The organism is Hydrogenivirga sp. (genome assembly GCF_056450045.1).
Window position 1 is genome coordinate 1 of the sequence record NZ_JBWONM010000053.1, and the last position, 10,390, is coordinate 10,390.

Annotated in this window: 10 protein-coding genes; 5 read left to right on the plus strand and 5 right to left on the minus strand. The window is 50.7% G+C overall.

The features are described from left to right. The 4 genes from AC1HCM_RS02080 to AC1HCM_RS02095 all read right to left on the minus strand — a co-directional run. Positions 1-574, minus strand: a 574-nt coding sequence (locus AC1HCM_RS02080) for a GAF domain-containing protein (protein WP_479460118.1), incomplete at its 3' end; no start/stop codon positions are given. Then, positions 574-1,014 carry a c-type cytochrome biogenesis protein CcmI/CycH gene (locus AC1HCM_RS02085; protein ID WP_479460119.1) on the minus strand — a complete coding sequence of 147 codons (441 nt, stop codon included), beginning with the start codon at positions 1,012-1,014 and terminating at the stop codon, positions 574-576. The genes AC1HCM_RS02085 and AC1HCM_RS02080, both read right to left, overlap by 1 nt. Next, entirely contained in the window at positions 1,014-1,781 is a 768-nt protein-coding gene (rph, locus tag AC1HCM_RS02090; protein WP_479460120.1) for a ribonuclease PH, read from the minus strand. Before rph ends, AC1HCM_RS02085 begins: the two co-directional genes overlap by 1 nt. 6 nt (positions 1,782-1,787) lie before the next feature. Next, positions 1,788-2,858, minus strand: coding sequence for a GGDEF domain-containing protein (locus tag AC1HCM_RS02095; protein ID WP_479460121.1), 1,071 nt, complete (start codon positions 2,856-2,858; stop codon positions 1,788-1,790). Positions 2,859-2,887: 29 nt separating this feature from the next. Between AC1HCM_RS02095 and AC1HCM_RS02100 the strand changes: the two genes are divergently transcribed. Then, positions 2,888-3,151, plus strand: coding sequence for a hypothetical protein (locus AC1HCM_RS02100; RefSeq protein ID WP_479460122.1), 264 nt, complete (start codon positions 2,888-2,890; stop codon positions 3,149-3,151). Here the strand turns inward: AC1HCM_RS02100 and amrS are convergent. After that, positions 3,148-4,167: an AmmeMemoRadiSam system radical SAM enzyme gene (gene amrS, locus AC1HCM_RS02105; RefSeq protein WP_479460123.1), complete on the minus strand. Its 1,020-nt coding sequence runs from the start codon at positions 4,165-4,167 to the stop codon at positions 3,148-3,150. The two genes, AC1HCM_RS02100 and amrS, sit on opposite strands and share 4 nt — an antisense overlap. Positions 4,168-4,279: 112 nt before the next feature. Between amrS and AC1HCM_RS02110 the strand changes: the two genes are divergently transcribed. From AC1HCM_RS02110 to AC1HCM_RS02125, 4 genes are all read left to right on the plus strand, one after another. Then, the gene (locus tag AC1HCM_RS02110; RefSeq protein ID WP_479460124.1) at positions 4,280-5,122 is read left to right on the plus strand and encodes a glycine--tRNA ligase subunit alpha; all 843 of its coding nucleotides are present in this window, start codon (positions 4,280-4,282) and stop codon (positions 5,120-5,122) included. 13 nt (positions 5,123-5,135) lie between these two features. Beyond that, a complete protein-coding gene (glyS, locus tag AC1HCM_RS02115) occupies positions 5,136-7,130 on the plus strand; it encodes a glycine--tRNA ligase subunit beta (RefSeq protein WP_479460125.1) in 1,995 nt (664 codons plus the stop codon). Between the two features lie 2 nt (positions 7,131-7,132). Further along, positions 7,133-9,694, plus strand: coding sequence for a pyruvate, water dikinase (gene ppsA, locus AC1HCM_RS02120; RefSeq protein WP_479460126.1), 2,562 nt, complete (start codon positions 7,133-7,135; stop codon positions 9,692-9,694). Continuing rightward, the coding region (locus AC1HCM_RS02125; RefSeq protein ID WP_479460127.1) for a pilus assembly protein PilM at positions 9,691-10,390 on the plus strand (700 nt) is incomplete at its 3' end. The genes ppsA and AC1HCM_RS02125, both read left to right, overlap by 4 nt.

Consider the following 10,390-nt stretch of genomic DNA (forward strand, 5'->3'; position numbering starts at 1 on the left):
CCCTCTCAAGCGCCTCCTCAAGGAAGAGCCTGTTGTAAAGACCTGTGAGGTGGTCCTTTGTAGCCCTTTCAAGGAGCCTCTTCTTCTCAAGCTCCTCCTTAACTATGAAAGAAAATATGAAGGCTAAGCTTTTGAGAATCCTCCCGTCCTCCTCGCTGAAGGGCTTGTCAGATGTAATCCTTCCTACGGAAAGACTGCCGAGAGGCTCCTTGTCTCCAAGGACGGCAACTAACTTTGCTTTCAGACCTATTTTCTTCCAGGAGTCAACAGCCTTATCGTAGTTCTGATAGTCGTTAACTATCAGGTAGCCCCTCTCAAGGGCATTTGCAAAGGCGCTCCTGTTTATGGGAACCTTGAACTCTTCAGGGTCATAAAATTCCAGACCGGCTATTGAGCTTGAGACCTTCGTGTAGTATAGGTAGTCCCCCTTCACCTCTCCTATAGCCGCTCCATCCGCTTCAAAGAGCTGGGCAACGCTGTCAAGAATCCTCCTCCAGTTGTCCTTCTCGTACTCTCCCCGGGCTACAGCTTCCACTATGCTCAGGAGCTTCTCCACCTTCTTCTCACACTCCATCACGGGACCTCCGAGTCTATCACTATCTTTATATTCCTCTGCCCCGCCTTTGCGGTTGCACTCCCCACCAGGTCACCTTTCTGAGCCTCAGCCACAGGTCTCTTGCTAATCCTGGCGCTCAATATAAGGTCCCCCTCTATCAGTTTATCGGCTCTAATCTTGTGCCTTCCCGTTATTTTAAACCTGTAGGGAAACTTTGGGTTCTTTACCCTCAGAACCGCGATCGGCATGGGTTCTTTAAGGTTCTTTACCGCTATTATTAGAAAGTACTGGTCCTTGGGGAGCCTGTCCTTGAGCTTATCATCAACGAGCACTACACCCTCAAGGAACTGTTTTCTGTACCTCTCAAGCTTCTTCTTTCCCTCCTCTCCCTGGTACTCCTTGGGAAGCTCCTGACAGGCTAACATGAGCAGGACAAAGAAGAGAAGGAGAAACCTCATCAGAACCTCGCCTCCTTTACCCCCTTTCTCTTCCAGTAGCCTATAGCCCTGTTCACCTCGTAAAGTGCCTTCTGGAGCTCAACGAGCTCGGATATACCTTTCAGGGCTAAATCCAAGAGGTTGTCAAGCTCTTCACGGCTGAAGGTGTACTCCTCTCCCATAGATTGAACCTCGGAGAACCTCCCGCTCCCCGTGCCTACAACGTTCATATCAACCTGCGCCATGGAGTCTTCCTCAAAGTTCAGGTCAAGGAGAGGCTTACCGTTGACTATCCCTACGCTAACGGCAGCAACGAAGTCCTTTACAGGGACCGTTGTGAGCACACCGTTTTCGTAGAGCTTTATCAGGGCGTCCGCAACCGCAACGAAGGCACCCGTTATTGAAGCTGTCCTCGTTCCCCCGTCCGCCTGTATGACGTCGCAGTCCACCCATATGGTTCTCTCTCCAAGCTTGGTCAGGTCAACCGCTGTCCTCATAGCCCTTCCTATCATCCTCTGAATCTCGTGGGTTCTTCCGCTTATCTTCCCCTGAACGGACTCCCTTATGTTCCTCGTATGGGTAGCTCTGGGCAACATCGCGTACTCTGCGGTTATCCATCCCTGACCCTTTCCCTTGAGAAAGGGAGGCACACTCTCGGTCACCGATGCGGTGCATATAACCTTCGTTTCGCCGAACTCTATCAGGCAGGAACCCTCCGGGTGGGTAAGGAAGTCCCTGACTATCCTGACAGGTCTGAGCTCATCCTCACGTCTTCCGTCTTTACGCATAGGAGACTATTTTATAGGAACATCGGCAGGAAAGCTGTTTACCCTGTTCTTTCCTTCCCTCTTAGCCCTGTAAAGGGCTTTGTCTGCCTTCAGCAGGAGCCTTATCTTGTCGTCTTCTGGAGAGAGCTGTGTGACCCCAAAGCTCGCCGTGACCCTGAGGTTATCACCGAACCTGCTGGACTCTATCCTCCTCAGCTTTTCTGCGACGGAGACAGCCTTACCTATGTCAGTGTTGGGCAGGAGAACTATAAATTCCTCACCGCCCCATCGGGCGAAGAAGTCTGTTTCCCTCAAGCTGCTGGAGGCTATGCTCGCTACCCTCCTCAGAACCCTGTCCCCGAAGAGGTGCCCATGTTCATCGTTTATCCTCTTGAAGTTATCAATATCAAAGAGTATCAGGGAAAGGCTGTTCCCGTATCTCTTTGCCCTCTCAATCTCTCTTAGAAGGGCTTCCTCAAAGGCTACCCTGTTTAGAACTCCCGTAAGGCTGTCAGTTCTTGCTATGTTCTCCCAGACCTCCCTGTATCTTTCCGACATCCAAGCGTAGAAGTAGAGGATTACCGTAACGAGTATGTAGCTGAGGTAAGAGTCGGTCAGTGCTTCCATATTTACCTTCCCAGCCCAAGTGATGAAGCCAAAGTGTATGAGAAGGTAAATGACCGACCAGTATAGACCTTTCCTACCCTTCAGGATAAAGATGAGGGCGGGAACAACTCCAAGCCATATGAGACTTGACTTGTCCTCTGGAAGCTCATCAAAGACCGCCACCAGGAATATAGAGGCAAAGGACACTATGGCGAGTGTTCCGAGGAACTCTATGTTTTTGTACTTCCTCGCCGCTATCGGTGTGAAAAAGAGAAGAACCCCCACCGAAAGCTCAGCTATAGCCACGGCGACATCACCCTCGGCGATGTCCATCAATGCATATAGGAAGGATAGAAAGGAACCTATAAAGGAAAGGGCTGCCAGCAGGGCTATCCTAAGGAAGACCGTCTGGTATATGAGAGGATTGGAAGATATCTCCTCTGGAGGTATTAGGCTATCTACGAAGCTCCTTAACCTTCCCCTTATCCCCATTATGTATTGTTGAACTTATAATTATAGACATGGCGAAGAAGAAGGAAGAGCTCAAAGTGGAGAGCCTTGAGGAAGAGGTTCAGGAGCTGAAGAGGAGCCTCTTAGGTGTCTTTGAGACCCTTCTGCCACCCAAGGAGGTTAGGGAAGAGGTTGTGAGAAACGTTTACAATATTGAACTTTCCCTGCTGAGGATATTCAAGACACTCCTTGATTACAAGGTTGAGAGCCTTGAGAAAAAGGTAGAGGGGAAGAGGGAAAAGAAGAGATCCAAAAAGATTGAGATAGAAGGTTAGAACCTGCCCTTTATCTCATAGTCACAACTGCTACACCTCCCGTCCTTCAAATTCAGCTTCGTTATCAGGTAGCCTTTCCTACTAATGACAACCTCACCGCAGTTCGGACAGAAGGTGCTTTCATGGTCATTCCCGAAGAGATTGCCAACGAAGACGTACTCAAGCCCCTCCTCTTTACCTATCCTGTACGCCTTCTCAAGCTCCTCAACTGGCGTAGGTGGCAGGTCGGTAGCCTTGTAGTAAGGGAAGAACCTTGAGAGGTGCCAGGGAACCCATGGAGCGAGCTCCCCAGCTATCCAGCGGGCTATTCCCCTCACCTGTTCCTCGTCAAGGTACTTGGGTACAAGGAGGGTGGTGAGCTCAACCCACTTACCCTTCTCAAAGACATACTTGATGGTATCAAGGACGGGCTGAAGCCTTCCCTTGGAGTACTTCCTGTAAGACTCATCGGAAAAGAACTTAAGGTCTATGCTGTAGGCGTCCATGTATCTGTCTATCTCCTCTAAGGGCTCCCTGTTTATGTATCCCGCTGTCACCATTATGTTCTTAAGACCTCTCTCCTTCGCAAGCTTAGCCACATCTATCATGTACTCGGCGAATATGGTGGGGTCTGAATAGGAGTAGGATATGCTCTCGCAACCTTCAGCTATAGCCTTTTCAACTATGACCTCGGGTGGAACGTTTGTCTCAAGGAAGAAGCTGTTTTTCAGAACCTCCCCTTTTGGAACTTGGGAGATCTCCCAGTTCTGACAACCCTTACAGTGGAGGTTACAGCCGGGTGTAGCTATGGTCAGGGTCGGGTGTCCGGGATAGAAGTGAAAGAGGGGCTTTTTCTCAACTGGGTCGATCGCAGCCGAAACTAAGGAGCCGTAGGTGTAGGTGTAGAGCTCACCGCCGTGGTTCACCCTCACACCGCAGGAACCCACCTGCCCCTCCTTTAGCTCACACTTCACTGGACAGAGATAGCACTCAACCTTGCCGTCAACAGGCTTCCAGAACTTCGCCAATGTTTTCATATCTTATAATTTACTGCTCAGAAAATATAAGTCCATATTTTTAAAATTTTTACGGACAGGCTCCTCTTTACCCAAGGGGTGGAACAGGAAAGCCATAGGTTAAAATAATTCCATGTACTTCCAAGAGATAATAATGGAGCTTCACAGGTTCTGGGCACATAAAGGGTGTCTCATATGGCAACCCTACGATGTGGAGGTGGGTGCGGGTACGATGAACCCCGCAACCTTCCTTAAGGTTCTGGGCAAAAAACCCTGGAACGTTGCCTACGTTGAACCCTCACGCAGACCTCAGGACGGCAGGTACGGAGAGAACCCAAACCGCCTTCAGCACTACTACCAGTTTCAGGTGATACTCAAACCAGCCCCGGAGGACCCGCAGGAGATATACCTTGAGAGCCTTGAGCACTTGGGCATAAACGTCAGGGACCACGATGTGAGGTTCGTTGAGGACGACTGGGAGTCTCCCACCCTCGGAGCCTGGGGTCTTGGATGGGAGGTCTGGCTTGATGGCATGGAGATAACCCAGTTCACCTACTTCCAGCAGGCTGGGGGGCTTGACCTTGACGAGATATCCGTTGAGATAACCTACGGTCTTGAAAGGATAGCTATGTACATACAGGAGGTGGACAGTGTCTTTGATATAGAGTGGAAGGAGGGCGCAACCTACGGGGATATATTCCGCAGGGCGGAGTGGGAGTGGAGCACCTACAACTTTGAGAAGGCTGATCCAAAGATGCTCTTTGAGCTCTTCAACATGTACGAGAAGGAGTCAAAGAGACTCGTTAAGGAAGGGCTTGTCCTTCCAGCCTATGATTATCTCCTGAAGTGCTCCCATACCTTCAACCTCCTTGACGCCAGGGGGGCTATATCCGTTCAGGAGAGGGCGAGGTACATAAGGAGGATGAGCCAAACCGCCCGGGAAATAGCTCAGCTCTATCTTGAGCTTCTGCAGTAATATATTGGTAGCCATGAAAGATCTCCTCATTGAGATAGGAACGGAGGAACTACCCCCTTCGGTCATAGAGCCAACCCTCAGCTACTTAGCCCAGAAGGTCTCCGAAATCCTCGGAGCTCAGGTAAAGACCTACGGAACCCCAAGGAGGCTCACCCTCTACGTTGAAGCCTTTGCGGACAGAAAGGACAGGAAGGAGGAGGTCATCTTCGGACCTCCCTGGAAAGTAGCCTTTGACGAGGAGGGAAAGCCCTCCAAGGCTCTGATCGGATTCCTGAAAAGATACGGTGCAAAACCTGAGGATGTCTTCAAGGAAAAGAAGGGAAAGGGGGAGTACGTAGCTCTAAAGGTAGTCCAGGAGGGAAAGAGCCGGCTTGAGCTTCTTAAGGAGTCCTTTGAGGAGGTGCTTCTCTCCGTTCCCTTACCCAAGAGGATGAGGTGGACTTCCGACAGGAGGATAACCTTCTCAAGACCCATCAGGTGGCTCTTGGCGCTTTACGGGGATGAGGTTCTTGAGCTCAGCTTTGGAGAGCTCCGGGCGGGTAGGAGGACAAAGGGGCACCGATTCCTCTCCGATGGCTGGATAGAGCTCGGAAAGGCAGAGGAGTACTTCCAGAAGCTAAGGGAACACCGCGTTATCCCCTCTCAGGAGGAGAGGAGGAAGCTGATCCTTGCTTCTCTGAAGGAGGAATCTGAAAGGCTCGGCGCCCAGCCCCTCTACCCGGAGGGTCTTGTGGAGGAGGTTACAAACCTCGTGGAGTTTCCCTTTCCCGTCGTTGGTAGCTTTGAAGAGAGGTTCCTTGAGCTACCCGATAGGGTCATAGTCACGGTTGCAGCCCATCACCAGAGATTTTTCTGCCTGAAGAAGGGAGAGAGGCTCATCAGCCACTTTATAGGCATAAGCAACAACGAGCCAAAGACCGACCTTATAAGGAGGGGTTATGAGAAGGTCCTGAGAGCGAGGCTTGAGGATGCCCTCTTCTTCTACAGGGAGGACCTGAAGAAAAGGCTTGAGGATCTCGTGCCTGGACTTGGCGGTATCCTCATCCATCCCAAGATAGGCACGATGCTGGACAAGGTGGAGAGGCTCAAAAGGCTGGTCAGATTTCTGTGTGGGAAGCTTTCCTGTGATGAGGAGAGGCTTTCCAAGGCGGAGAGGGCAGCCTATCTCTCCAAGGCGGACCTTCTCACGGAGATGGTCAAGGAGCTTGATGAACTCCAAGGCTACATGGGATACGTGTATGCCCTGAAGCAGGGTGAGGAGGAGGAGGTAGCGAGGGCTCTCTCCGAGCAGTACAAACCCTCTTCCCCTGAGGACGAGCTCCCCCAGACCTTCACCGGTGCTCTCCTGTCCCTTGCGGACAAGATAGACGACCTCGTGAGCTTCTTCTCTGCGGGAGAGGTTCCCAAGGGAAGCTCTGACCCCTTCGGTCTTAGGAGGGCAGCCTTTGGAATCTTCAGAATACTTGCCGACAGGAGCTGGGACCTTGATCTCAGGGAAATCCTTGAGCTCTACGATGCTAAGAACACTGAAGAGCTTGAAAAGTTTCTCTCCCAGAGGCTTGAGAGCTTTCTTGAGGGCTACGGCTACGACATAGTCAGGGCTGTTCTCAAGGTTGTGAGCCCCTTCAGACCCTTAGAGGTCATAAGAAAGGTAAAGGAGCTGAGCGAGGTCAGAAACAGCAAGGATTTTATTGATATATACGAAGGTTATAGAAGAGTTGCTAAAATATTACCTAAGGAGTGGGAGAGCACACAGGTGAAGGAGGAGCTCCTTAAAGAGAGAGAAGAGATAGAGCTGTGGAGGGCTGTGAGGGAGCTGGAGATGAAGGGTCCAACCCTTAAAGACCTGGCGAATCTCAGAGAGAAGATAGACAACCTCTTTGATAAGGTTCTTATAATGGACAGGAGGGAAGACATAAAGAACAACAGACTCTCTCTTCTGATGAGGGTTAAGAGACTCTTCAACAGGTATGCAGACTTCAGTGAGGTAGTTATTCAGGAGGTATAAGAATGAAGAAGGATGCCCTTGTCCTCTGGCTGGACGAGCTCACCATTGAGGACATACCGATAGCCGGTGGTAAGAACGCCTCCCTCGGAGAGATGATAAGAAACCTGAGCCCCATGGGGATAAACATACCCTATGGCTTTGTGGTCACCTCAACCGCCTACTACAGATTCCTGGACTACAACAACCTGAGGGACAAGATAAGGGAGATCTTAAAGGACCTGAACGTGGATGACGTTGCTGACCTCGCCCGCAGGGGTTACAGGGTCAGGGAACTTATAAAAGGTGGGGAGTTTCCCGAAGAGCTTGAGGAGCTGATAAAGGATTACTACAACAAGCTGTCGGAGAAGTACGGAACCCATGCGGTTGATGTGGCTGTGCGCTCTTCCGCTACCGCTGAGGACCTGCCCGATGCCTCCTTTGCAGGCCAGCAGGAGACCTACCTCAACGTTGTGGGAGCGGAGAACGTCCTAACAGCCATAAAGAACTGCTTCGCTTCCCTCTTTACCGACAGGGCTATCTCCTACAGGGAATCCTTCGGTTTTGACCACTTCAACGTCGGCATAGCTGTGGGTGTTCAGAAGATGGTCAGATCCGACCTTGGGGCTTCGGGCGTTATGTTCACCTTAGATACCGAGACGGGCTTCAAGGACGTTGTAGTTATAAACGCGATATACGGTCTGGGAGAGTTGATAGTCCAGGGGATGGTTACCCCCGATGAATACATGGTCTTCAAGCCCACCTTCCAGAAGGGATACTCGGCGATAATTGAGAAGAAGCTCGGAAAGAAGGACAGAAAGATGGTTTACGGAAGTGGAGAGGAGAGGACGAAGATAGTCAACGTTCCCCTTGCTGACCAGAAGAGGTTTGCCCTGGAGGATGAGGAGATACTCAAGCTCGCCGAGTGGGGTGTGCTCATTGAGAAGCACTACTCTGAGAAAAAGGGAAAGTGGACGCCCATGGATATAGAGTGGGCGAAGGACGGCAAGCTGAACGAGCTCTTTATAGTTCAGGCAAGACCCGAGACCGTCCATTCCCGCAAGAAGGAGAACATCATAAAGGTATACAAGATACTTGAGCCTGAGGAGGTTAGAGAGAAGAAGAGGCTCGTTAAGGGGATAGCTGTTGGGGACAAGATAGCAACGGGTAAGGTTAAGGTCCTCTTTGACCTCAAGGACGCCGAGGGCTTTGAGGAGGGAGATGTTCTCGTAACCGATATAACCGACCCTGACTGGGAGCCGATAATGAAGAAGGCGGCAGCGATAGTTACGAACAGGGGAGGAAGGACAGCCCACGCTGCAATAGTTGCGAGGGAGCTTGGTATCCCCGCTGTAGTCGGCACTGGGAACGCCACGGAGGTCCTCTCCAACGGTATGGAGGTCACTGTATCCTGTGCGGAGGGAGAGACCGGCTACGTTTACGAGGGCTACCTCAAGTACGAGGTTGAGGAGATAAACATATCCGAGCTCCCAAGACCGAAGACGAAGATAATGATGAACGTTGGGAACCCTGAGTCAGCCTTCAAGCATGCGTCCCTTCCCAATGACGGTGTCGGGCTGGCGAGGGAGGAGTTCATAATCGCCAACTACATAAAGATCCACCCCCTTGCACTTATACACTACGACGAGATAAAGGAGCTGTATGAAAAGCTCTCCTCCCTCGGTCTCGTTGATGACAGGGGTTTTGTAACCTTCAGAGCCATCTATGCCCACGCCAACGGAGCCCTGAAGGAAAAGCTCGCCAAGGGAAAGGAGAAGAAGAGCGTAAACCTTAAGAGGCTCTTGGAGGACATAGACAGATACACCTTCGGCTACGACGATAAGAAGACCTACTACATAAAGAAGTTATCCTACGGGGTTGCGAAGATATCGGCAGCCTTCTATCCCAATCCGGTCATAGTGAGGTTTTCGGACTTCAAGTCCAACGAATACGCCAACCTCATAGGTGGACAGCTCTTTGAGCCTGAAGAGGAAAACCCTATGATAGGCTGGAGGGGTGCCTCAAGGTACTATTCCCCCATATTCAAGGAAGCCTTCGGTATGGAGTGTCAGGCTATCCTCAGGGTCAGGAACAAGATGGGTCTGACAAACACAAAGGTCATGATCCCCTTCTGCAGAACACCCGAGGAGGGGGAAAAGGTTCTCAGCGTGATGGAGGAGTTCGGACTCAAAAAGGGTGACAATGGTCTGGAAGTTTACGTTATGGCAGAGCTTCCGAGCAACGTGGTCTTGGCGGACATATATGCGGACATATTTGATGGCTTTTCAATAGGCTCAAACGACCTTACCCAGCTGACCCTCGGTATAGACAGAGATTCGGAGCTCGTCGCCCACCTTTACGACGAGAGGAACGAGGCTGTCAAGAGGCTCATAGCCCAGCTGATAGTCACAGCAAAGGAGAAAGGAAAGAAGGTCGGCATCTGCGGACAGGCTCCTTCGGACTTCCCCGACTTTGCCCAGTTCTTGGTGGAGAAAGGCATTGACAGCATATCCCTAAATCCAGATTCCGTTCTTAAAACACTGCTCGCAGTTGCCGAAATGGAAAAGAAGATGGGGGTAGCGAAATGAAACTGGCACTTAAAATGCCAGACTTGGGGAGGGTGTTCAAAAGGACAAGGACGGGACTTTCGGTTTACATAACCAACAAGGTCTTCAGGGTTCTTGAGCTTGACTCCGAGAAGCGCCCTGTCTTTGAGCCCGTTGAGTTCGTCTTTGAGCACGAGACGGAGGAGGAAAAGAGGAAGGCGATATCCAACGTCATAGAAAAGCACCGGCTCAAGGGTAGGGAGGTGGTCAGCTGTCTTACCGCTGACGAGGGTATCCTCAAGTTCCAGAGGTTCCCCGTTGCCATGTCAAAAAAGGACCTCATGGAGGCTATAGACTGGAACATAAAGGCTGAAACCCAGCAGATAAAAGAAGAAACTATTTACGATTACTACTTCCTTGAAAAGGAGCCCGACGATAAGTACATAAGGGTGGTCATAACAATAGCCAGAAAGAGCTCTGTTGATAAGCTCAGAGAAACGCTCAAGAGCTTCGGTCTCCAGCCAAAGATAATTGATTACGAGATAGTTGACATAATAAACTACGGGATAGCCAACAACCTGCCGCCGCCCTTCTCAATCCTCTACATTGACTATCATGAGAGCATCCTAACCTACTACTCAAAGAACTCAATCTCATACAACAAGATAGACTTCAACTACAGGCAATATCAGGAGACTCAGGACCCTACCATCCTTGATACCTTCATGATAGAGGTCA